Raw genomic sequence first — 21,753 nt, 5'->3', positions numbered from 1 at the left:
CCCTTCTCCTTCTGATTCCACTCTATTTCTTATATAGAACTTATTATTTCTTGATTTCTAAAGTAGAAACCTTTAATAACATTCATCCTCGAAAAACAACAGCTTTCATCTTAAAAGATTCTCCTAAGATTATATCATACGGTTCAAAAGGAGCGTTTTATTAAAATACTAAATGTGATTCAGTTTTTCTTTAGCCGATACAACCGCTCCCCAGCGAAACAACCGAAAATTCAAGCCAATATTATACCTTTAGAGCTGCTTACGTGAAGCGGCTTATTCTTTTGTCTAGGAGGCTTAACCATGAAAATTATTCAAACCCAGCAAGACATCGACAGCCTACACTCCGCCAATCTCTTCTCCGCTCTACTCCCTCACATCCAGCTGCAGTTGAATCATCTTCACATGACTTTCAATGGAGTGAACGACATGTCTTTCTCTCTTGACCAACACGGCGCAATCATCATTCTGGAGCCTGGCGACAACCTCTACGACCTATCCATCGTCGGTCTCAACCGAGAAGATGAGGGCCTACTCGGATGCACCCCGGAATACGTGCAAATCATCGACCTGCCAGAAGACGGTAGCACAGCCTACATGATCGGCATCGGTTACAACAACGACTGTCTTACAACGTTCTATTCAATCTCTGGCTCACACGATGAAGGTATCGAACAGTGGCTGCAGCGGCAAGCTAGCCGAACACAAACCGATAACGAGCTTATCCTGCAAGCCCTCAGAGAACTCTTTGAGCAAGATGACACCGAACTTGATCCGGATGATTACCGCTGTAACGTTTGGCTTATGCTGGTGTCGATCCGCCCCTATACCCACGAAACTCCCAGTCATTTTCTCCCCTCCTACGCCCGTGATCAACTCTTCGACAATGGCCCCTTCCCTCAAGCACCGCTTCCTCCCACACATATCGTTCGGGTTGTACTTCGTACCAACGACCTGATTGACGGCCCCAACGAATACATGGACGGCAACAACTATTGCTTCAGGGTAGATCGGGTGCTCGGAAAAGCCGAATTGCTCTGGGAAGACGAAGCCTTCAACGATACTCCATTTTTCCAAGGCGGCGACCTTACTTCTGCCGTCCATTGGGTCAATGAACTCGCTATTCCTCGTCATGTTCAATACGATGACCCTTTTCTAAGCAGAGCTAACCAAGAAATTTAGTACTTCCAAGTATTTATCATTCTACTTATTAGAGAGGCCTCTATTTGATGTGAGTCCGTCAAGAAGCGAAACGAGGAGGAAGTTCCGATGACTTTAACCATCAGTGAAAATAAGAAAAAGACCATTGCCAATTACATCAACGGCCACTTTAACGAATATATGTCCCATTTCCCCTATGCCAAGTATCCCGTTGAGCCGCTCGAACAGTGGCGAATCACGTTCACCGATCCAAAAACAGTCAGACCCGAGGTGCTTCGTGCCGCATTGTCCTGGCGAGGCGGCTACTGGCAGCGTATGGACGCACCATACTCTCATCGACAGGCTGCCCTTTGCGTCGTCAAGTCGTGGCCGGAGTTCGCGCGTGAAGAAGCACCCGACCCAGCCCGAACTTTCGACTTCTGGATGGAAAGGCTCCCGAGCGATCTCTTGGCCTTCGAGACCGTTTCCTTCCTCGCCCACCTGCTTCACCCCAACGCACTGGAGCTGGCCGACAAACACAGGCTGGTAGCGATGCAGGATCTTCTTAAAGAAACGCAGGAAAAGGAAGGTGAACGAGAGGTTGACTCCAGCCTTAATGGGCTCGCTTTATACTCAGACTTTTTCAAGGCCTTGCTCCCCAAGATCCAAGCCAAACATGGGGAGGGGGCACGAGTACAACTCGACCGCTTCCTGAAGGCATACGGCAATCGGCATGCACTGACCAAGCTGGCGGGCAAGATTCCTCCCACAATTGAGCCAACGATCCGATCACTGGATTGGGAAGCTATTGACTGCAGTCATTTCGCTCCGGAACGAATCGAGGGAAGGGCCAATGCGGACGTGCTGTTTGCCTGCCTTCTTCTTGCGCTCGAAGAAAAGCCGGAACGTAAGAAAAAGCTGACTGTCGGGGAAGTCGCCGAGCTTGTCCCGCTCGGAAGCGGGGCTATCTGCAATCCGAGTAGCTACCACTACGCCATGATTGCTCTGTTCGGAGGCCAGAAGGGGCGTGACTTCTTCTCCTTCGACGATGAGCAACTGAGGGCTGCATTCACTGACCAGGCTAACCAGTCGAGCCGGAACATGCGCTTCTACCGGAAGCACTCGGAGGCGGTCATTACGATTAACCCAAAATACGTCCGCCCTTGACCCAACAGAAATTGCGTCACTTGCGTCGACAGAAAAAAGGACGTACCGACGCTTTTGGGAACAACAACAAATCTTGAGCAACATCAATTTCCATTGAAAAGGAGATCCAACCATGTCCAAAACAAAACGAATCGCACAACTGACAGAACAGGAAGATCGCCGCTCGAACATGTCGAGGCGTCACAAAACCTGCTGAACATCCATTGTCATGTCTACAAGCATTCCATTAGCCTCATCATCACACCGTATTTACCGCTGCACTCGGAGCTTATAGGCAGTTCACAAATGCGGACCGCAGGCTTTTGAAGTTCAGGCTTCGTCTCATCTATGAACGGTCAGGTCGTGAGAATAGATAGAAAGGCGAGCGCTGCGACCTACGCCGCCCGCTCGCCTCCTTAGTTTTATTTTAATCTCGTCCCATTTCTTTATCGTAAGTACCTATCATGTCTCTTGTCATCCTTTGAACCAGCTTAACTTCCGGGAGACTTCTATCTCTTAAGAGTGATAAGTGCATTTCAAGAATATGCTGCTTCTCGATTACACCTTCAACCTCATCTAGCTGACCAAAACTGAACACGTCTACCGGGGTGGCTCCCAAAGCCGCTGTAATTTTTTCTAATGTGTTCAGAGAGATATTACGCTCTCCCCGTTCCACACCACCAATGTAAGAAACCTGCAAATCTGCTGCCTCTGCTAATTTTGCTTGGGACAGCCCTTGCAATGTTCTTAGTTGTCTAATTCTTGCACCTACCAGTTTCAGTAAAGCCGTCATTGCACTCACCCCTTACAAATAAAAGTATGGGTGAAGTGGCAACTCAATAAAGACCAACAAACTATATATTTCGTTGTTTTTAATACTTTTTATAACTATAATAGGTATATATTACCTCGATGGTTCTTTTGGTCTGAATAAATTCTATAGAAAGTGATTAGGTAATACCTATGAGTTTTTTGAAAACAACAATTTTTCAAAAAGAAACACTTCCATATATATCTTCAGTTGCTTATAATTAGGACAATATATATAGTTCTTAGGTCTCTTAATATATGAGTCTAGTTGCCTATTTTTAATTAACGCTACCGCTATGTACAAAAAGTTTGTGAAAGCGAATGCACGATGAGTTTCCTCAGTTTAGTCCAAGGAACACCCAAAATGGGTCTGCACATCGTCATCACGAAAAACTAAAGAGGTGTCCAATGAACAGTCAAGAAACAAATCAAATGAAGGTTACAAATAGGGATTTCACCCTTGTCTGGAATGGTGGCTTTAGCTACCTTACTTATCTCAAGAAAAAGAGCCACGTCACCCTTTCAAATGATAATCTCATCATCAGAGCACAAAATTATATTTTAGGTGCTTTCCCTAGCAACCCAAAGACCAGCGAATTACCACTTACCAATATAAGAAAGGTATCGGTAGGCTCTAAATTAAATTGGTTTGATATGGTCTTCGCCATTCTCTTTGCAATAGTCACACTAATAACAATGTCTTTCTGGCCATTGTTGTTAACCGCTCTTTTCCTACTGCGCACATTCAATACTACCATTTCCATAACAGATAGCTTAGGTAATAGAGTTAATATACTATCCGGTTCTAAAGGTGCCGCCAATCAGTTTGCAGAAGTCCTGACGAGAACAGTAAATCAATGCACCGAAGCAGCCAGCTCAAATGAATTACAAACAAATGATTTGAATTCTCCTCTCACTCCATTAAGAGAGAGTAACAAAAAGAAAACCATCTTTATGATTAGTTCAGCAGCAGCCTTAGCCCTCCTTATTTTAGTCGTCGCAATCTTTTCAAAGGGCGGCTTTGACAACAAGTATGTCCAATGGGTTAAAGAAGGTACGGCGATTCCCGGCAAACCTTACGCAATGCAAGAAGTGCTTGAAAACAAAGAGATTTTTAGTAATGTTGAATGGTCCCAAGTAGTACGTAACGGAAATCAGGATGATATTGACAAGTTCGTTAAGTACGAATCCACATACTCTGATCAAGGCGTTAGTGTACACATCCGGTCCATCTTGCAAGTTTTTGGGCCAGATCAGTTTGAGCCTGTCGAATTCTCAGTGAATGGCGAAAAGCACGAACTTCCTGATTGGACGTTGCTACTAGTAGAAGCAGCAGATACATATGAACGGAAACAACCACTGACTGAGACTGAAGACCCTGTACAGAAGCCAAGCGCTTCTACAATACAAGAGGCGCCTCAGGATAACCAATCAACTGTTCCCACAAAACAAACAAACTCACAAGAAGATGCCGGCACTGTACAGAATACATCTGACATCTCACTTATGAACTTTTTAATTTGGGATACGTTGGACGAAGACAAGGAAATCCCTCTGAATTTGGACGGAGAGAAGGCTTCGGTAGTCATCGGCTCTGATACACCAAACGGAATCAATCTACGTGTCTTTATTGACAGTATGGAGACAGGTTGGAGACTGGAATTACCTGCTAATGAAGATGGGCCATTCGATGAATTTGGCGATCTCAAGTCCGGATTCAGCTTGTATCTTAAAGAACATGATTTCGATAACGACGGCACACCAGAGGTGGTTGTCGCCGCCAGTAATCAAGCTGATCAAACATTTGTGTGGGTGTTCGGTTATAACTTTGTCGCGCTTGAATATGGAACTTCGCCGCTAGAGCTTCTGATGAATGCAGAAGGACAATCTGATATTTATATAAGTAATAATAAGATTACACTGCCGTATGGATCTCAAGGCCTTTTTGAGGAGTACACATATACTAATGGTATCTTTACCAAGTAAACACCTCGTTCAATACATTTAGAGGTGTAGGAGGAAGCGTTCATCTTGAAAAATAAATTCTTTGACTACTTTGCTACGATAGCAGTTATTTCGGCGATTATTTTATACTCATGGACTTCAATATCCAGCTTAAAAGAAAAATATGATATAAAAATATCAGCCTCGACGTTTTCCATTTCAGGTGAGACCAACGACTTATCCGCTTTAACAAAAAATAAAGAGTCGATTGATTCCGAAATAACAAATTACGGTAAGGCCTTCTTTGTAAATTTTGTGGAGACATTCAATTCGGAATTACTGGCAAAAGAAATCAGAAAAACCTCTGCTAAATCTAAAAGGACGATAGCGACTGCATATGGTGAAACTGATCTCAGATACCATCTTCGTATTATTAAAGGGGCATGGATGCCAACGACGTTAGACTTCTCTACAAATGTTCTTTATAACACTTCGTATATACTAAATACACCGAGCAAACTGGTCAATAACCTGACACTCAATTTTAGTAACTCTCTTGAAGCAAGTAGTTCAGAACGTTTGATCTTTGCTGTTTGGGATGTCCTTCATGCAATAAGTGGTATATTTGTGGCCTTTATTATGTTGGTATTAGGAAGCATTGTTGGACTGATTTTCCACCCTGTTCAAAGCGTAATTAACTTCTTCCCTTCCTTATGGTTAGTATTAGAAACACTCTGGTATGCGATTTCAAATTTTAAAAACATCTTCAAATAGTGTTATTTGATACCTTCTGAACCATACAGAGCATAATGAAAGGAATTAAAGAAAGGTTGCCTCGCAACCTTTCTTTTTTTGTGACATGTTAATAATCTTCAATGGATGAGAATTGATGCCTAACCCACAAATGGAAGTATAAATGTATATTATATCTATGTATAAGCTCGGTTTTCGGCACGTAGGAACATAGAAAGAGAAAGGAACGAGGAAATTAATCACTTGACCCTTACAAAAATACGTCGTTTAATTCATTCTAAGACTTTCACAGAAAGGAGATGGATAAGTGGATGTTCGTGCCTACATAGAAACGGAGCTTTTAAATGACAGCATTCCTAAGTATAAACGAAATCGCCTTTTAGCCATAAAATACTATTTAGATGGAGCTGCTCCAGGTGAAATTTCCACTAAGATTGAAGTTTCGTTAAGAAGCGTGCAACGCTACATTAAGGAATACATTGAGGTGGGCCAAAACCGCTTTTTCGAAAAGCGGACTCCGGGTAATTTGGCCTTACTCAGTCAGTCACAAAAGGATGAACTCATTCAAGACCTGGGAGAGTCCCCAACTAAGTTCGGATACGCCCTTACAGAATGGACTCCTGCTACATTGGCTCTGCACATAGAGGATAAATTTAGGATAACTATGTCTTTAGAATCATGTAGGATCATGTTAAGAGAACATGTCCCTGATAATATTCTGCCCCCTCAGCCCATAGATTCTGAGGGTGACGCAGAGAAGGTGTTTGAAGATAAAATCAATCAGCTTCTTACCGAACCTAAATCAGCTGTCTGGATCTTCGGTCAATTTTACGTTGGATACAGGGCGGCGTACAAGACAAAAAACAAATCCAAAAGAAGACGTGCGACTGTCCTGTCGGCACAGCAATATGATGAGGCCAGTACGGTTTGTCATTTTGTCAACCCTTATCGTGACAAAAAGGAACAGTGGGAAGACATTATTAAGGCTGTAATAAAAAAATCGGACCAGGAGACTCTTTTTTTGTTCCTTCCCAAATCCCAGTATACTAAGTTCGTCGCTTCTCGCTTTACCCACTTAAATCAGAAAAAGCTTTGTATTGATTACCTCCCGAATGGTCTCTCGGGCCTCCATTACATCCAAAATGTAAAAGATGACATCCTAGATAAATTAAATCTTCCCCTCAAAAATACTGAAGAAAAGACGCTGAGTAAGAGAAAGCAAAATGATTTAATAAGACTCCTCGAAAAGCTAAGCACGGATTAAAGTGCTTAGCTTCCTTTCAAATAATAAACGACATTTTTATTTTGATTTGAAATTTAAATTAACTCCCTAGTAAACCCTACACTCTCCTCAATGTGGATTTTTTTCAGTGAGCACAAGCTTACGTAAAGCCCTCCTTCATATAAAAGGGCAGATATAGATTTTTAGTAATCTTAGTGAGCGTTAAGAAAAAAACACTAAACCAAAAGGAGAAATGACACATGAACGCAAAACAGAATCCCCAAACAAAACAGCCAAGCACGGTGCTCGACATCCTCGGCCAAGATTATCGACCTTCAGTCAGCAGACAGTCAAGCAGAACTACCTCTAAAAAAGGAGCCGTGACAGTTGTTAGCACAAAAGGTAACGGTAAGAGAGTCGCTATTGACCAGGAGGTCATTAATAAGATTGGCTCCCCAGAACGCGTACAGATCGCTCTAAATGATGTTGCAATCGCCATCGGTGAAAGGTTCACCCCCGATGACAATTACTTCAATCTGAGAAAGGCCGCTAATAAAGCGGTTATCTATTCCAGTCAATTGGTAGCTGAATTGACAGAAGCCTTTGAGCTTGACTTCACTAAAACCACTTCTGTCTCGTTTCAGGATGTCTCTTACCAGAAAGTAGGATCCCGGGATATAGCCATTGTTAAAATGATTCGAGATGTAGTGGTAAATACAGGTGCGGCAAGCAGTCCCTCGCATAATGTTAATAATCCCAACGTCGACGGTCGGAACCCTAACATGGACGATAAAGCCGATGCCATCGATCCGTACCTCGACGTGGACAACGAAGCCTTTGTAGATTCCGACGACCAGGACCTCAACACGGACGACGAGGCTTTCGATGACTCCGACGATCAGGACGACTTCGACACGGACGACGAGGCCTTCGATGACTCCGACGATCCAGACCTTGACGTGGACGACGATGCCTTCGACGACTCCGACGATCCGGATCTCGACACGGACGACGATGCCGACGAGTCTGACGATCCAGACCTTGACGAGGACGACGATGTCTCCGACGAGTCCAACGATCAGGACCTCGATATGGATGATGATGCCTTCGACGACTCCGACGAACAGGACCCGGACGTGGACGATGATGCATTCGATGACTCTGACGACCAGGACCTGGACGTGGACGACGATGTCTACTACGATTCCGAAGATCAGGACTTTGATGGTACCCGATCAAACCACCAACCCATAGCTCCAACGAGTCGCAGACGTCGTCGTTGAGCATGACGTTCCAATCGAAAGCCTTACGGATCGCAAACTTTCCACACCAGTGAAAAACAATTAAACAGGGGGGCGATGCTCCCCCTTAATAGACAGGAAAACGGTGATCAAACATGACGCAAATTAGATTAGAGAATAAGCTCACGGCTGAAGCCTTAAACACCATGACAACAGGTAATGCTGCGGAGGTAATGGCCCAAGCAAAACTCGGCCCTAAGTACCTGCCTCTTTGCCCGCCCGATCATAAAGGCGTTGCTCAGCAGCACAAGGCAGACTGCAATAGACCTGGAAAAGCTCCTCTTTTGGCCAAATGGCGTGACAAAGCATCGGACGATCCAAACCAGATAAACCGTTGGTTCATTCGGCGTCCTAACATGAACCTTGGAATGACACTAGGCGCTCAAGTTGGTGTAGTTGGATTTGATATCGACGGCGAGTACGGAAGAACCAAAATGGAGCAGCTTTTCAGAGGCTTAATCACTCCTACCTGGGAATTCACTACCCCGGGGGGCGGTTCACGGTTACTGTTTGCTGTACCAAAGGGGAAACTTCTACGAAAGCTTGCCGATGTTAACCCGGATGCTGACCATGAGGAACTTGCTCTATTGGCCGACGGCCAAATGACGGTCATCCCCCCCTCTCGACACCAAAATGGCGGGCAATACCGCTGGGTCGCAGGCAGAGGTCCTGGGGACGTTCCACTGGCGGAACTTCCGGAAAATGTAATTGAAAGGATGCGTTCAGGGCAGTCTTCTTCCAAACTTTCGCCGTCGAAAACCTTCACAGGAACAAAAGAAGCCCACCAGCGGTCAAAGCCTGCCAAGCCTGGGGCAGGTTTTTCCACCCGCAAATCTTTGGGTTCGGACATCTCACTTTCCAACTCCGAACTTCAAAAACTTTCGAAGAACTGCCAGGTATTCAAGGGAGCAATGTTCGAACAACAACATAAAGGATGCAGCGAGGATCGTTGGCATCAGATTGTGTCTATGCTTGTCCGTGCCGGATTCACGGACGCCGCTCTCGCCTTTTCACAGCTAAGCGGGAAACACGACAGCCGCAGTAAGCAGCGTATTCTTGAGATGGATTCTGAAGGCAGCAGAGCAACCTACGGCCCTACTCGGTGTGCAACGTTTGGTTGTGATTCAGGACAAATCTCAAAATGCCACCGTACCGTCCGTTTGGATCCGCAAACCAAAGAGCCCTCGAACTCGCCTGCTGCCTTTCTTCTGTCTGCCAGAAAGAAAGCAATTTCAACCAATAAACTTTCCGTGGAACAGTACACAATGCTACTCACGGAAAACTACGGAATAAACGGAAATAATCTCTGCAATATCAAGTTCAACAAAGAAGGCGAACCCGACTATAAACCGATAGCAAACTTCATAGCGCGGATAGCCAAATTCATCACGAAGGACAATGGAGCAGAGCGTGTAACCCTGTATGAGGTCGACGGCATACTACTCGGTTCGGAAAAGCCTCTTCCCCCGGTCCAGGTTCCGGCCAATGAATTCGAGAGTATGAAGTGGTTACCCATGTGGGGGCCAGAACCGAATATCTTTCCGGGCAATCTGATTCGAGACAGCGTTCGCTTCGCCATTCAGTCAACCGCAGTGGCAGCAATTCATGAACAGACCTACGCTCACCTTGGCTGGATTACAATTGAAGGAAAATGGAGGTACCTTCACGCAGGCGGAGCAATGGGCGCCCCTAACGTAAAAGTTGAACTGGACCCCCGGCTTCAAAACTACAAACTTACCGAGAGCCCAAGTAACCCAAAAAAGGACATGGAGGCAAGCCTGGAATTGCTGGATGTAGCACCACATCGGGTAACGCTGGCACTGTGGGGGTTAACGTACCTTTCACCTTTATGTGAATGGCTGCGAAGGATAGGATTAGAGCCAAAGTTCCTGGTGTGGCTGTACGGATACACAGGAAGTCGCAAGACTACCTTGGCGAAACTATTTCTCAGTCACTTTGGAGATCTGCTGGAGCATCCCCCCGCCAGCTTCAAGGACACTGCAAACTCGGTAGAAAAGCGCGGTTTCGATGCTAAAGATTCACTTCTTCTGATCGATGATTACCATCCCACAAGCTCACCGAAGGAGAAACTTAGTATGGAACTGCTCGCACAGCAGATCCTGAGAGGCTACGGGGACAGAGTAGCACGAGGGCGGATGAAACAGGATACCACCCTCAGAGCAGACTACCCCCCACGCGGTATGGCGATTGTGACAGCGGAGGACACGTTGAGCGTAGGATCCAGTGTGGCACGACTGTTTCCTGTCGAACTGCTCAAAACGGATGTTGCACTCACTCCTTTGACAAAGGCACAGCTTGATGCCGAGAAACTAAGCTCAGCAATGAAGGGCTACCTGGAGTGGGTTGGTCAGGCCATGGCTACGTTTGAGGAAGGCAATCTTAGGGAGCTTTTCGTTGAAAAACGACACGAGGCCACCAAACTGGGAGTTCACGGAAGACTTGTAGAAGCCTCGAGTTGGTTGTACTTGGGCCTTCACATGGGCCTTCTATATGCCGAGAGCGTTGGAGCTTTAGCGGAAGTACAGGGACACGAGCTTCGGACCGAAGCATGGAACGTATTCCTTGACATAGCTAGTGAGCAAGGGCAGCAAGTATCGGAGGTCAGACCATCAGAGCGTTTTGCAGCAATTGTATCCCAGATGCTTAGGAATAAAAGCATTCATACAGATGACGTGCACAGGGAGCCCCAGCCGGAAATGGTACCGAAGAACAGTTGCCACGTAGGTTGGCATGATGATAAATATTACTACTTACTTCCGGAAGTGATTTACAACCAGGTGAGTCAGTTTCTGTCCAGGCAAGGCGAGAAGTTCCCGATTTCGGCATCCATGCTCTGGAGGCAACTAGCCGATTCAGGCATGACGAACACCGAGATCACAAAAGAAAAAGACAAGGAGCGACGGCACATGCTCGTGAAAAAAACAGTCAGGGGGCATCGATCGAGGCTACTCTGGGTGAAACGAGATTCTCTGGAAGAACACGTGGGTAAAGGGGAGGGGAAACCGCGCAGGCGTGCAGCGATCAAGCCCCTAAAGACGGGGGCCACGCCCCCTGAAAACACAACAGCGGGGGCAGGACAAAAGTCAAGCGGCGCAAGGGTTTTGGATTAGCTCGCCCCCATTGCCCCCTGAAAAAAACTAAATAAAATAACCCCCCCCCACCCTGACAGTAAAAAAAGGTCGTCTCTCCTTCGAATTCGCGGGGGCAGCGGGGGCGTAATGGAAGGATTTGGTGAGGCACGGAAATCCAATCCTAATGCCCCAATGGGCGTGTAATTCCCTATTTGTAAAAACGTCTTTGTCCACTTTTCGTTCATTTAATATATCCATGATATGGAAATTTTCATGGAGGTGATGTAATTGTTTAACATTGATACTTTTCAAGACATGCTAGTCATCTGCAAGCAAAAAGACATGCTTCCAGCGTCTGCCTGTCGGTTTCTGGCAGATTTTCTCGGTCTGCTCCAACTGTCTCTCGATTCTGAGAATGATCCCGTCCGACTGTCCAACCACGGATACGCTCTGTTTGTTCTGGGGCCCGGCGAACTTTCCACCGATCAGCTAAAGAGCATGATAGTCAACGTTGAATATGTTGAACGAATCGACCTTGGCGATTGCCAGCTTTTCAAAGTTTGCCTCATGGAAAGCAATGAATCATTCACTTTCTTGTTTTCAAAAACAGGCACACAAGCTGAGGACGTAGAAACATGGTTGGATAGCTTGATTGAGGACGGTGATCATCTTTGAATACCAAGACCTCAAAGGCAAATTCGCCTGCAAAGCGTGTTCAAGTAGTCGGTTTGCGAATGGTGCGTGAATCCACTTCAATTCTCTACCCTGGTCGGGTGATTCGAATGGCGAAGGATGCCGCCGACTTGTTCCGACAATTCATAGGAGACTGTGACAGGGAATCATTCTGCATCCTTTGCCTAAATTCAAAGAACGAACCTACAGCACTTCATCTAGTGTCCACCGGTACCCTGAACGCTTCACTGGTTCATCCACGTGAGACCTTCAAACTGGCAATCTTAGCAAATTCCGCTTCAATTATCGCGTGTCACAATCACCCCTCCGGCCAACCTGATCCTAGCCAACAGGACGTTGAGATTACGGAGCGGCTGAGGGATAGCGGATACTTGCTCGGTATCGAACTCCTGGACCACATTATTTTAGGTGACGACAACTTCGTCAGCTTGAAAGAAAAAGGATTGATGTAAATTATCAAACCGAAGGCCACTAACAACAAGGGGGACTGACCATGGAAACAACGATGCAAAAATCAAACGGGCAAGACCTTTTCATTGATGTTCTGGCCGATATGATCTGCCAATACCTTGATGCCAAACAAGAGCGGCAACAGCGCGCGGATTACTGGTTAAATCTTTTCGAGAATGTGGGCATCGAAGCGCAGATTGTCGCGTAGGGGTGGCCCATGAATCACAAACAACAACTGGCCGCCCTCTACATTCGCGTTTCGACTGAAGAACAGGTCGAAGGTTATAGTCTTGACGCCCAGCGGGCCGCTTTGCTTGACTACTGCCAAAGGGCTCGTGTCGATGTCCACAAGGTCTACGTCGACGCGGGACGCTCGGGTAAGTCCATCGACGGTCGACCGGCACTCCGGCGACTTCTGGAGGACGCCCGCTGCGGACGCTTCCAGCAAGTCGTGTGCCTGCGACTGAACCGGCTTTCACGCAAGCTCTCCGACCTCCTGCACATCGTCGAGCTGCTGAACATGAACGGCATTGCCCTGCGCAGTCTGACGGAGGAACTCCAGACAGACACGCCGATGGGCAAATTCGCCCTCCAAATGGCCGGATCAGTGGCCGAGCACGAAAGACGGCAAATCGCGCAGAACGTACGCCACAGCATGCAGCGACGCAGCAGGCTCGGCAAGTGGAATAGCGGCAATCAGGTACTCGGGTACCGCTGGGTTACTCATCCCGTCGACCCACACCTCTCTTACGTGGAAATCGTACCCGAGGAAGCCAGGCGTGTCATCTCCATTTTCGAGCTGTACGCCAACGGTCTCGGCTTGAAAGCCATCGTCAACCGACTCAATGGTGATGGACACAAGACCAAACGGGATAAAGCTTTCCAAAGCGCCTCAGTGCGCGGCATCCTGACCAACGTGAACTACATCGGTAAGATCACATACACGGACGAAAATGGCAATAGAAAAATCGTGGACGGTGAACACGAACCTATCGTCTCAAAGGAACTTTGGAAAAACGTGCAACGTCAGCTTACCGGACGCTCACACCAGCCAATCAAGCGAATTACCCGACCCTTCCCACTCGCGGGGCTGCTCAAATGTCCGACCTGCGGTAGCAGCATGATTCCGTGCCATGTGCCACGGAAACGAAAAAATGGCGCACAAGTTGAAAGTTTTTATTATGTATGCTGCCGCTACAATTCCGGAGGAAGTGCCGTCTGCCCGCCGAATCATATCCGGGCGAACGAGGCCGAAACCTGGGTCGAGTTTCAGGTCCAGCATTTCGTAGCTCATCCTTCCGTTGCTGAACGGTTAGTTACCGAGATTAACCACAGGCGAGACAAGAAGCTGCTGCCTACCCGGCGGCGGATGAGACAGATTGATTCTCAGCTCACTTCTCTAAAGAGCCGGAGCCTCCGTTGTTACGAACTTTTTGAGGACGGGTATATAGACGCCCAGGAACTCAGAAAAAGACTTGACGAGATACGGACCGAATCGGCCCTTCTGAAGGAAGAAAGGGAGCAATTAGAGCGATCTGTAGCAGAGCAAACCGAGCGCTCTATTCCTGCGGCGAACATTCGGCAAGCGCTGGACAACTTTCGTCCACTGCTGCGGAGCGCCTCGGCTGAGCAGCGAAAGAAACTTTACCGAAGCCTCATCGACAAGATCGTCGTCCCGCATAACCGGGACATCACAAGGGCAACCATCCAGGGTACGGCAGCTTTGCTCAACCTGGAGATTCCGCTGATTCCAATAAGGAGGGACAAGTAAGCATGAACCAAACGATAAGAGTCGCCATCTACGCCCGCGTCAGCACAGAGGAACAGGCCGAATACGGTTACTCCATCGACGCTCAACTTGACACCCTACGCAAGTACTGCGAACTGTACAGCTGGGTGATCGTAGGGGAGTACGTGGACCGGGGCGTCAGCGGGAAGAGCATAGAAGGTCGATATGAGCTGCAACGACTCCTTCGCGACGCCCAGGACAGGAAGTTTGACGAGGTGTTCGTCTGGAAATTCAACCGGATGGCTCGCAAGAACATCGACCTTCTTCATATTGTTGATCTGCTAGAAAAAAACAACGTCGCCTTCCGCTCGTTTTCCGAGAATTTTGACACGAGCACGTCCATGGGGAAGTTTGCCCTGCAAATGATGGGCGCTGTGGGGGAACTTGAGAGGAACACGATCGTTGACAATGTGAAGATGGGTCACAAGCAACGCGCTCGAACAGGCAAGCATAATGGCAAGGTCCCTCTTGGCTACCGGAGCGTCAAGGTCGACGAACGCGGAAGGGAATCCAAGATCATCATCATCGAGGAGGAAGCAGCACTCGTTCGCAACATTTTCGAGCAGTATGCCGCCGGTCACGGTCTGAAGGCGATCGCCAACGCCCTGAACCACCGAGGCCACAAGACCAGGACTGGCAAACCTTTCTCCACTTGCTCCGTCCGGGACATTCTCGACAATCCGATGTTCGTAGGAAAGATCCGATACAACCGCTACGAAAATTGGGCGGAACGACGGCGCAAGGGCAAGACCTCCGAACTCATTCTTGTCGAGGGTCATCACCCGGCGGTCATCTCGGACGAATTGTGGGAGAAAGTCCAGCTCCTTCGACGGAAGAAGGGCACCATGCCCAAGAAGCGCTTCGAAGGCGAGTATCTCCTAACCGGGCTCATGCGCTGCCCCGAGTGCGGCGCGGCGATGACCGCGAGCCGCACGGTAAACCGGGCAAAGGACGGGACGAAGGTCGTCCGCATGTACTACTCCTGCGGGCGCTTCCGAAGCCAGGGCAGTTCGGTCTGCCACGCGAACAGCGTCCGCAAGGATGAAGCCGAAAAAGCCGTGACGGAGCGCATCCGGCAGGCGGTCGCGAAGCCTGACATCCTCAAGAAAGTCGTCCGCAGCGTCAACGAACACAGGTCAGGCCGGATCAAGCCTCTCCGCGACGAGCTGGCAGCAGTACAGGCTCGGATCGACAAGCTAGAGGAGAAGAAGCGGAAGTACCTCGGACTTTACGAGATGGACGAGATCGACCGTGACCTTTTCGTGGGCCGCCTGAACGACCTGAACAAGGAGCTCGACGCCGAGCTCACCCTCCGGTCAAAGCTGGAACTGGAACTACGAGACGACCAGGCTGACCCAGTATCCTATGAGTCTGTTAGAGCCCTGATGGGGAAGTTCGATGCCCTGCTCCGTCATTCACCATTCCAGCAACGCAAGACTCTTCTTCACCTTATCGTGAAGAAGATAAAATTGGATAGCAATCGACGCGTTGAAAGTGTTGAGCTTGTATTTAATGACGATACTGATAAGTATTTTTTAAGCCTAGCCCCTTCCACTGCCGCTTCAGTGGAAGGGGCCTTTCCCATATATGGAAAGGCCCCTATTAAAAAGCAATCTCTTGTATTTACAATATAGAAATAACTACAAACAACAGCATTTCTGATAAATAAAAATATGTCTCCTTAAATAATGGCTTGAACTTCTTTTGATTTCCTACCAGCCAGTAGAACCAATCTAAAATCCCCGTCTTCAAAATACTCTCTTCTTTTACTTCGATTTATCTTTTTCTTGACCACACCAATTTACCGGATTCACATGATAACCTCCAAAACAGCTTATCGAAACCCACAGCCCACCAAATTAGTTGGGGAACCTTTTTCAATCTTAAATCTAGTTCTTAGAGCTAAATTCGGGAAATTTATTCCTTTAAGAAGGATTTTTGGATTAGTCTGCCGAAAGAAGATAATTCCATAGTATCATTGACAATTTCAAAGAAAAGGTGAACGTATTGACTAGTGATCAAGAAAAAAAGTGTCATGCAATTATTCATACTTCCGCTATCGGAGCAGGCGGGGGTAATTTAATACCTGTACCTGGAGTTGGTATTGCTGCAGACATAGTGGCTATGACAACAATGACAATGAGTTTAGCTGGTGTGTTTGGCGGAAATCTTACAGAGGAGGCTGCTAAAGGAATTGCAATAACTGCAATAAAAAATACAATGTTGAAGCAACCGATCAAGACATTAACTAAAGAACTCTCCAAATTTGTTCCCTTTCTTGGTCAAGTTGTTGCCCCAACAATCAGCATTACAATGATTGAAGCCGCAGGGTGGTCTATTGCAAAAGAACTTGATAGGAAGTTTGGTATATAGTCATTCTAATTGTGAAGGATCGATTGAAGTAGCGGCGATCTCTTCTTTATTGAGAACCTGAAACACGTTTCTTAGAGTAGCCCTCACCTTAACACCTCCAATATAGCAGCAGAGATTTTCCTTTGCAAAAAGCACTGAGCAATGGAGGGGCCTTTCCTTTACCCGGAAAAGCCCCTCTGGCACGACACCAGCTTAAATTCACTCTTTCGAAGGTTTATTCGTATTTCTACTGTACCATCCTCTTCGCTTCTCAACTTTAAATTGTACTGTACTTACCGGCCTTCCAATCAAAGCAGCAAAATCCGGACCGCGTTCAGCAAGCTCTTGTTGAGAACCCAAACTGTCAGCAAATTCGTTTACTTTTTCATTCTCCTCCTGGGTCCAACGTTTACGGTAGTTTTTTGGTAGAGTGCTCATCGTTACCATCCTTTCATAACTACAATTCTTCAATAAATGCCTTTGATCCTCACAAATCCAGAATCTCCGCTTCTTCTACTGTTAGGCCTCTATAAATCCCGCAACCTTCAACATGGTTCCAAGCAATTTGCAAGAATGGAAAACCATCCTTTGTTCCACCAGAGAGCCTTTGCCATCTGCCGGGTCGAAAAACACCGGGAAGTGCCCCCTGGGGTGCCAAGAACGGCAAATCACGCTTCAGGACATGAGCCGAAACCTCACCAGGGTGCTCCTTCATCCATTTGAGAACTTCGTGTTGATTTGGTGAAGCCTCGCTAACAAACTTCTGGAGAATTTGAATGTTATTAAAATTTTCATTTGCTCTGTTTGCACTTTCTCCAATTCCACCCTGGCCGTTCAGCGATTCACCGCGTTCACTTCGGAGCTGTTCAAGTCTCAACTCCAGTAACTGCCTTAAATTCTCCACTTCCCTTTCGTTGTCTAGATCCACTTGGAATGTCGTTTGCATATTCTTACCTCCAGATTCAAAATGTTCCTCTGATGTTATATTAATTCATTTGCTTGTTCTAGTCAATTCTAATTTTTATATTTTATCATTTTGAAAATCTAGAACATTTAGAATGATGATTTACGACCCAAGATATGATCTGCTCAGCAAGTGAAGTTATGAAATTTCGCCCTACTTGTGATACGGTTCCCCCCGATTAATCTTCACCGCCCGGTAAATCTGCTCCACCAGCACCAGCCGCATCAGCTGGTGCGGCAGGGTCATCCGCCCGAAGCTAAGCTTCGTCTGGGCGCGCTTCAAGACGTCCTCGGAGAGGCCGTTAGAGCCGCCGATGACAAAAGCCACGTTGCTGGTCCCGTACGTGCCCAGCTTGTCCATATGGGCCGCCAGGTCCTCGCTGGACCACAGCTGGCCGCCGATCGCGAGGGCGATGACATGGGTGTCTGGCTTGATATGGCTGAGAATGCCCACGCCCTCCTTCTCCTGCACTTGGCGCATTTCCGCTTCGCTCATGTTCTCTGGCGCTTTCTCATCCGGCACTTCGTGCACGGACAGGCGCACGTAAGGCGCAAGACGCTTACTGTATTCGGCAATGCCCTGCACCAGATACTTCTCCTTCAACTTGCCTACGCATACCATCTGTATATTCATGGCGTATTTTCGCTCCTTAAACTCTGCTGTTATGTCGTTCATTCTAACATTGTACCGCCACCAATTAAAGGACATACACAGCCCCCGACCCGCCTTCCTACAGCAAGCTCCCACATTTCCTTTTCAATACAAAATCAATCCAGCGGAGCATTAGAGTTTTGAGAATCGCCAACTCGTTTACTTCTAAGCTTGCTCGACCGAGTTTGACCAACTTACATCAATTATCGAAAAAAAACCACTCTCCCTAAGAGTGGCTCTTCTCTTCCTATCTATTTTAAAATGATCGGCAGCTCTTTCAGCGCGAACATCATCGTGCTATCCATCCGTGCCAGTTCTACCGAGCGATCACGACGAAATTCGGGATAACGGTCCAGCAAAGTCTGAAGGGCAATGCGGGACTCCATACGGGCCAGCTGGGAGCCCATGCAGTAATGAATGCCGCTTCCAAGGCCCAGATGCGGGTTCGGGTTGCGGTGGATGTTGAATACATCCGGCTGATCGAACACATCCTCGTCATGGTTGGCCGAGGCCATCCAGATATAAACGTACTGCCCTTGCTTCAGCTCCTGCCCCCGCAGCACCGTGTCCTGCTTTACGCTGCGGAACATCACTTGTACAGGGGAGAAGTAACGGAAGACTTCCTCTAATGCCCCTGGAAGCAGCGCTGAGTCTCCAAGCACCTCTGCACGGACCTCAGGCAGACTGTCGAAGGCGAGCACGGCCGATGAGATCAGATTGGTTGTCGTTTCATTACCCGCTACGAGAAGGAGAATACAGAACCCGATAATCTCCAGTTCGGTGAGGTGTTCATTGTCGATACGCGCCTCCACCAGCTTGGTAATCAGATCCTCCTGTGGATGGCGACGGCGGTCCTCGGCAATTTCCGAGAAGTATTCGCTCATCTCCCGCTGACACTGATAATAAGCATCCCCATTGTCACCCACCAACGCGTCCGACCAGGCCTTGAATCGTTCCCGATCTTCCATCGATACGCCGAGCATCTCCGCGATCACCGTGATCGGCAGCGGGCTTGCGAGATTGGCCACGATATCCATCTTCCCCTTCTTCTCCGCTTCGTCCAGCAGGGATGTCGTAATCTCCTGAATCTTGGGAGCAAGCGATTCGATCATGCGAGGCGTAAAAGCATGGGATACCAATTTACGCAGCTGACGGTGCTTCGGAGGATCCTGCCGAAGAACACTGGATTCAATGGGATCATCGGTAGAAGAGCCCCCTTGGGAAGAGAACACTTCATAATTCGTGAAGACGGCTTTGACATCCTCGTACTTAAAGACATTCCATGCTCCATTGCCATCCATCGTCGTTACCGGGGATTCCGTCCGCATCTGGCGGAACCATTCCAGCGGGAGTAAACCGTTCTTATTCCATTCCATGCTTAACACCTTCGCTTTCCATCGCAAAATTTGAACTGACTGGTCAGTTATACATAATTAAAAAAAGAAGGCCCTGCTCATTCAAGCGATATAAACAGGCCTTGGGTAATCATCGTGAAGGCAAACCGCTCCAGATCCTCCCGCGAATACCGATCTTGATGATTCAGGTAATAATTGCAGGTACTCTCCAGCGTACCGACTATGCTGGCAGCGGCCAAGTCGGGATCAACGGCACGGCACAGGTTCTCCTCACACTGCCCTTCCTCAATCATCCTTGCCAGAAAGCTTAAATAATTCCTTTTCAGCTCCTTTAACTCATCCAGGACATCCTGCTCGATACCGTTCGAGATCTCATTAAACACGATGTGCGAGAAATGGCGGGATTCGAGAAACAGATCCAGATGATGGCGAATCGTGCGCTCCATCTTCTCCTTCATTGGCAGGGAGGAATTCAGATCTGCCTCCGTCCGCTGCATGATATCTTCGAAGCCCTGTTTCACCACCGTCTTGAAGAGCTGGGATTTACCCGGGAAGTTATAGTACAGAGTCCCCTTGGCGACCTGTGCGCGGGCGGCAATCTCGTCCATGCTTGCGCGGTGATATCCGTTCTCGGAGAATACTTCAATGGCTGCTTGGATAATTTTATCTTTGCTCACAGTTGGATCGGCCCTTTCACATCTATATTTCAGTTCATTGTTCTTGTCCTGACTGGTCAGTTCAAAAATAACATACCACGCTGGGAAAAATTAGTCAACCGAAAGACTACCTACACCAATACCGGAATTCTTGCCCTTATATTTCGATTCTTATGCTGATTTCCGTGGTATCCTATACATATGGCCCAATACAGTGTATATTTCAACAGTGCTGGTAAACAATCAGCATATAGGGACAAGAATATACCGTAACGGAGTGATTGATTGAGTAAATCCAAGGGCAAGGGCGGAACAGGCAGAGGCACGGGCAAGAAGGGCTGGAGCCGCTGGGATGCAAGTGCGAGAAGAGCGAAGAGTAAACCTAAACCTTATACCAGTAAAGGGGCCAAGCAGGCAGACGGTACATCGGAAAGCCGAGAATCATAAAGGTACCCCATAATGAACATATGGTACAGATCGACCTGATACATCATAATGAAGGAGATGAACGGATTGGACAATCAAGAATTGATAGCGGATATGCCCGAGAATTATGAGGAGCTCAAAAGCTCCGCCAACCGGAACGCCAATTGGAGAGAACGTTTAGATGCGGTGGAAGCGTTAGGAAATTGGAAAAATCAGAAATCCATTGATATTTTGTTGCATAGACTGAATACGGATGCGGTTTATCAGGTGCGAGAGGCAGCCTATCGTAAACTTCTGGCCTTTGGGGAGGACGTGCAGATGCCGGAAAGACCCAAAGGCGAGCTGATGAAGGACGTTTCGAAGGTGCTGCTGCGCATCAAAAAAAGTCTTCCCCGTGACCACTCGTATGAAGACTTCAAAGAGAAATTAAAAAAAATGAGGGTCGACATCTACGACACGTACGAAGGTGACAAAGGCGCTGATTTTGATCACTGGCTGGAGCAAACCTGGTCCTCGTTATTAAGACGATAACAGCGCGTCAAGCCTTCCGGAGCTGACTATGTATATGAGAAATCCGGTTATGTTATACTGAACACAAATATTAGTTATAGGAGTGGTACTCTGAGAAAGCAAAAGCCCATGTCGTTTGATGATCTGTTGAAGGAATTACAAGGCCAAAAATCGGTACAGGAGGATCCGGATAACATCTCTCTGGAAAAGCTGTTCAATGAATCGTTTATGCGTAAACATTCATCCCACAGCAGTTTTGGGGATTTTGTCGTAAAAGGTAACTTCCAAGTGGAAACGCACGAAGATATCGATAACATTCCGGATGAACTGTTTGACCGTCATGTTTCAAGAGAAACCGATTTTCCGGATTGGAAATCGATGCTGGAGCAGGCAAAAGCCGATTACGCGGCTGCCATTAAGTAAATCAATGATAATGTCGCTGCTATCTCGCAGCTATGATCAGGGGCCCCAAGGCCCCTTTTTCTATTCCATTCGCCATCTG

The 21,753-nt window shown here is 47.5% G+C and carries 22 protein-coding genes; 16 read left to right on the top strand and 6 right to left on the bottom strand.

The window, feature by feature from the left end:
- The first annotated feature begins 300 nt into the window (after positions 1–300).
- On the top strand, positions 301–1,179 hold the full coding sequence (locus M4D81_RS03715) for a hypothetical protein (protein WP_260064505.1): 879 nt from the start codon (positions 301–303) through the stop codon (positions 1,177–1,179).
- Positions 1,180–1,266: 87 nt separating this feature from the next.
- Positions 1,267–2,304, top strand: coding sequence for a hypothetical protein (locus tag M4D81_RS03710; protein WP_260064504.1), 1,038 nt, complete (start codon positions 1,267–1,269; stop codon positions 2,302–2,304).
- A gap of 406 nt (positions 2,305–2,710) precedes the next feature.
- On the opposite strand, the gene M4D81_RS03705 is transcribed toward M4D81_RS03710, so the two are convergent.
- Positions 2,711–3,076: a helix-turn-helix domain-containing protein gene (locus M4D81_RS03705; protein ID WP_260064503.1), complete on the bottom strand. Its 366-nt coding sequence runs from the start codon at positions 3,074–3,076 to the stop codon at positions 2,711–2,713.
- A gap of 425 nt (positions 3,077–3,501) precedes the next feature.
- On the opposite strand from M4D81_RS03705, the gene M4D81_RS03700 reads away from it, so the two are divergent.
- The 11 genes from M4D81_RS03700 (at position 3,502) to M4D81_RS03650 (ending at position 16,710) form a co-directional block, all read left to right on the top strand.
- Positions 3,502–5,079: a hypothetical protein gene (locus M4D81_RS03700; RefSeq protein ID WP_260064501.1), complete on the top strand. Its 1,578-nt coding sequence runs from the start codon at positions 3,502–3,504 to the stop codon at positions 5,077–5,079.
- A 45-nt stretch (positions 5,080–5,124) separates the two neighbouring features.
- Positions 5,125–5,811: a hypothetical protein gene (locus M4D81_RS03695; RefSeq protein ID WP_260064500.1), complete on the top strand. Its 687-nt coding sequence runs from the start codon at positions 5,125–5,127 to the stop codon at positions 5,809–5,811.
- A gap of 286 nt (positions 5,812–6,097) precedes the next feature.
- Positions 6,098–7,054 carry a helix-turn-helix domain-containing protein gene (locus M4D81_RS03690; RefSeq protein WP_260064499.1) on the top strand — a complete coding sequence of 319 codons (957 nt, stop codon included), beginning with the start codon at positions 6,098–6,100 and terminating at the stop codon, positions 7,052–7,054.
- A gap of 218 nt (positions 7,055–7,272) precedes the next feature.
- Positions 7,273–8,295: a hypothetical protein gene (locus M4D81_RS03685; protein WP_260064498.1), complete on the top strand. Its 1,023-nt coding sequence runs from the start codon at positions 7,273–7,275 to the stop codon at positions 8,293–8,295.
- Between the two features lie 113 nt (positions 8,296–8,408).
- Complete coding sequence (locus tag M4D81_RS03680; protein WP_260064497.1) at positions 8,409–11,444, top strand: bifunctional DNA primase/polymerase; 3,036 nt, start codon at positions 8,409–8,411, stop codon at positions 11,442–11,444.
- 249 nt (positions 11,445–11,693) lie between these two features.
- Positions 11,694–12,080, top strand: coding sequence for a hypothetical protein (locus M4D81_RS03675; protein ID WP_260064496.1), 387 nt, complete (start codon positions 11,694–11,696; stop codon positions 12,078–12,080).
- The gene (locus tag M4D81_RS03670) at positions 12,077–12,550 is read left to right on the top strand and encodes a JAB domain-containing protein (protein ID WP_260064495.1); all 474 of its coding nucleotides are present in this window, start codon (positions 12,077–12,079) and stop codon (positions 12,548–12,550) included. Before M4D81_RS03675 ends, M4D81_RS03670 begins: the two co-directional genes overlap by 4 nt.
- A gap of 41 nt (positions 12,551–12,591) precedes the next feature.
- Positions 12,592–12,756: a hypothetical protein gene (locus tag M4D81_RS03665; RefSeq protein WP_260064494.1), complete on the top strand. Its 165-nt coding sequence runs from the start codon at positions 12,592–12,594 to the stop codon at positions 12,754–12,756.
- Positions 12,757–12,765: 9 nt separating this feature from the next.
- The gene (locus tag M4D81_RS03660) at positions 12,766–14,319 is read left to right on the top strand and encodes a recombinase family protein (RefSeq protein ID WP_260064493.1); all 1,554 of its coding nucleotides are present in this window, start codon (positions 12,766–12,768) and stop codon (positions 14,317–14,319) included.
- Between the two features lie 2 nt (positions 14,320–14,321).
- Positions 14,322–15,971: a recombinase family protein gene (locus M4D81_RS03655; protein WP_260064492.1), complete on the top strand. Its 1,650-nt coding sequence runs from the start codon at positions 14,322–14,324 to the stop codon at positions 15,969–15,971.
- Between the two features lie 373 nt (positions 15,972–16,344).
- On the top strand, positions 16,345–16,710 hold the full coding sequence (locus tag M4D81_RS03650; RefSeq protein ID WP_260064491.1) for a hypothetical protein: 366 nt from the start codon (positions 16,345–16,347) through the stop codon (positions 16,708–16,710).
- A 198-nt stretch (positions 16,711–16,908) separates the two neighbouring features.
- Here the strand turns inward: M4D81_RS03650 and M4D81_RS03645 are convergent, their stop codons facing one another.
- The 5 genes from M4D81_RS03645 to M4D81_RS03625 all read right to left on the bottom strand — a co-directional run bounded on the left by M4D81_RS03645 (position 16,909) and on the right by M4D81_RS03625 (position 20,336).
- Positions 16,909–17,127 (bottom strand): hypothetical protein, encoded by a 219-nt coding sequence (locus tag M4D81_RS03645; RefSeq protein ID WP_260064490.1) that lies wholly within the window; start codon positions 17,125–17,127, stop codon positions 16,909–16,911.
- A 49-nt stretch (positions 17,128–17,176) separates the two neighbouring features.
- Positions 17,177–17,635: a hypothetical protein gene (locus M4D81_RS03640; RefSeq protein ID WP_260064489.1), complete on the bottom strand. Its 459-nt coding sequence runs from the start codon at positions 17,633–17,635 to the stop codon at positions 17,177–17,179.
- Between the two features lie 171 nt (positions 17,636–17,806).
- Positions 17,807–18,286 (bottom strand): 23S rRNA (pseudouridine(1915)-N(3))-methyltransferase RlmH, encoded by a 480-nt coding sequence (gene rlmH / locus M4D81_RS03635; protein ID WP_071219366.1) that lies wholly within the window; start codon positions 18,284–18,286, stop codon positions 17,807–17,809.
- Between the two features lie 269 nt (positions 18,287–18,555).
- A complete protein-coding gene (locus tag M4D81_RS03630; protein ID WP_260064488.1) occupies positions 18,556–19,680 on the bottom strand; it encodes a cytochrome P450 in 1,125 nt (374 codons plus the stop codon).
- A 77-nt stretch (positions 19,681–19,757) separates the two neighbouring features.
- Positions 19,758–20,336, bottom strand: a complete 579-nt coding sequence (locus M4D81_RS03625) for a TetR/AcrR family transcriptional regulator (RefSeq protein ID WP_113058505.1) — start codon at positions 20,334–20,336, stop codon at positions 19,758–19,760.
- A gap of 264 nt (positions 20,337–20,600) precedes the next feature.
- On the opposite strand from M4D81_RS03625, the gene M4D81_RS03620 reads away from it, so the two are divergent.
- The 3 genes from M4D81_RS03620 (at position 20,601) to M4D81_RS03610 (ending at position 21,674) form a co-directional block, all read left to right on the top strand.
- Positions 20,601–20,762, top strand: a complete 162-nt coding sequence (locus tag M4D81_RS03620; RefSeq protein ID WP_074961815.1) for a DUF3934 family protein — start codon at positions 20,601–20,603, stop codon at positions 20,760–20,762.
- A gap of 57 nt (positions 20,763–20,819) precedes the next feature.
- Positions 20,820–21,272: a HEAT repeat domain-containing protein gene (locus tag M4D81_RS03615; protein ID WP_397376658.1), complete on the top strand. Its 453-nt coding sequence runs from the start codon at positions 20,820–20,822 to the stop codon at positions 21,270–21,272.
- A 108-nt stretch (positions 21,273–21,380) separates the two neighbouring features.
- Positions 21,381–21,674, top strand: coding sequence for a hypothetical protein (locus M4D81_RS03610; RefSeq protein WP_071219362.1), 294 nt, complete (start codon positions 21,381–21,383; stop codon positions 21,672–21,674).
- Positions 21,675–21,753: the final 79 nt, after the last annotated feature.

It is taken from the genome of Paenibacillus sp. p3-SID867 (genome assembly GCF_025142895.1).
Taxonomy (GTDB): Bacteria; Bacillota; Bacilli; order Paenibacillales; family Paenibacillaceae; genus Paenibacillus_AQ.
The sequence above is the reverse complement of the archived record's forward strand: the minus strand, read 5'-3'. Positions and strand labels throughout refer to the sequence as shown.

What these genes read in the sequence shown, in the direction of transcription:
- M4D81_RS03715 (WP_260064505.1), top strand. Translation starts at nt 301, where the DNA reads ATGAAAATTATTCAAACCCAGCAAGACATCGACAGCCTACACTCCGCC.
- M4D81_RS03710 (WP_260064504.1), top strand. Translation starts at nt 1,267, where the DNA reads ATGACTTTAACCATCAGTGAAAATAAGAAAAAGACCATTGCCAATTAC.
- M4D81_RS03705 (WP_260064503.1), bottom strand. Translation starts at nt 3,076, where the DNA reads ATGACGGCTTTACTGAAACTGGTAGGTGCAAGAATTAGACAACTAAGA.
- M4D81_RS03700 (WP_260064501.1), top strand. Translation starts at nt 3,502, where the DNA reads ATGAACAGTCAAGAAACAAATCAAATGAAGGTTACAAATAGGGATTTC.
- M4D81_RS03685 (WP_260064498.1), top strand. Translation starts at nt 7,273, where the DNA reads ATGAACGCAAAACAGAATCCCCAAACAAAACAGCCAAGCACGGTGCTC.
- M4D81_RS03680 (WP_260064497.1), top strand. Translation starts at nt 8,409, where the DNA reads ATGACGCAAATTAGATTAGAGAATAAGCTCACGGCTGAAGCCTTAAAC.
- M4D81_RS03665 (WP_260064494.1), top strand. Translation starts at nt 12,592, where the DNA reads ATGGAAACAACGATGCAAAAATCAAACGGGCAAGACCTTTTCATTGAT.
- M4D81_RS03660 (WP_260064493.1), top strand. Translation starts at nt 12,766, where the DNA reads ATGAATCACAAACAACAACTGGCCGCCCTCTACATTCGCGTTTCGACT.
- M4D81_RS03655 (WP_260064492.1), top strand. Translation starts at nt 14,322, where the DNA reads ATGAACCAAACGATAAGAGTCGCCATCTACGCCCGCGTCAGCACAGAG.
- M4D81_RS03645 (WP_260064490.1), bottom strand. Translation starts at nt 17,127, where the DNA reads ATGAGCACTCTACCAAAAAACTACCGTAAACGTTGGACCCAGGAGGAG.
- M4D81_RS03640 (WP_260064489.1), bottom strand. Translation starts at nt 17,635, where the DNA reads ATGCAAACGACATTCCAAGTGGATCTAGACAACGAAAGGGAAGTGGAG.
- rlmH (WP_071219366.1), bottom strand. Translation starts at nt 18,286, where the DNA reads ATGAATATACAGATGGTATGCGTAGGCAAGTTGAAGGAGAAGTATCTG.
- M4D81_RS03630 (WP_260064488.1), bottom strand. Translation starts at nt 19,680, where the DNA reads ATGGAATGGAATAAGAACGGTTTACTCCCGCTGGAATGGTTCCGCCAG.
- M4D81_RS03615 (WP_397376658.1), top strand. Translation starts at nt 20,820, where the DNA reads ATGAACGGATTGGACAATCAAGAATTGATAGCGGATATGCCCGAGAAT.
- M4D81_RS03610 (WP_071219362.1), top strand. Translation starts at nt 21,381, where the DNA reads ATGTCGTTTGATGATCTGTTGAAGGAATTACAAGGCCAAAAATCGGTA.